Source organism: Zobellia sp. 1_MG-2023 (assembly GCF_030549125.1).
Taxonomy (GTDB): domain Bacteria; phylum Bacteroidota; class Bacteroidia; order Flavobacteriales; family Flavobacteriaceae; genus Zobellia; species Zobellia russellii.
In genome coordinates, this window is record NZ_JAUOSY010000030.1 from 1 (window position 1) to 754 (window position 754).

The window sequence follows — 754 nt, forward strand, 5'->3', positions numbered from 1 at the left end:
AGACATAAAAAAAGCCCCGTAAAGAGGCTTATATGAATCCGTTCCGTGGAGAATCAACGGCTTGTGCAACGGTTACCTTTGTTGTAATCAGTAGCGACACGTTCGAGTAAGCACGAATCTTTGGGTTTTCTTATTTTTTCATACGAGTAAAGTCCATCTGCACAACAGTTGCGTCTGAGTAAAGTCCGTCGGAGTTAGAAGTCCAGCGAAACAGTTACGTTTGAGTTAGGTCCATCCGCGCATAACTATTTTTAAATCCGAGTAATTAGTCCGCTATTTTTTCTTAGTACAGATTTTGCTTAGAATCTTTTTTTTCTTTATTGAACTGTTCTTCGACTTTTTTCAGTTCAATTTGTTTTTTGTCCTCTGTCAGTTTAACATTCCGTTTCAGAGAGTTTTTAAGTTTATTATACTTCTCTTTAATCGATATTAAGTGGTCATTTTGCCCCTCAGAATGTATTCTTGATTCTTGCATAATATTTTTTTTGAGCTATTGATTACAACGGTTTAGCTATGAACTGTAAGGGAGCAAACTAGCGTTTGTTTTCCGCCACGCACATAGCGAAATCTTTTTGTTTTGATTTATTTTTCTTGTCCAGAGCAAAATCCCAAAGATTTTGCGGACTTAATAAATATACACAGACCTTTAGACTTAGCCCAAAACCCAGCATTACGTTTAGGTTTTGTGCCTGTTGCACAAGTTAACGAAAAAACCACATAGGGAGAACATGATCTTAACGTTGTGCGGTTAACT

1 protein-coding gene is annotated in these 754 nt (G+C 36.9%); it reads right to left on the bottom strand.

Annotation, left to right across the window (positions count from 1 at the left end):
* Positions 1–283: 283 nt before the first annotated feature.
* Positions 284–475: a hypothetical protein gene (locus tag Q4597_RS19695; RefSeq protein WP_303407807.1), complete on the bottom strand. Its 192-nt coding sequence runs from the start codon at positions 473–475 to the stop codon at positions 284–286.
* Positions 476–754: the final 279 nt, after the last annotated feature.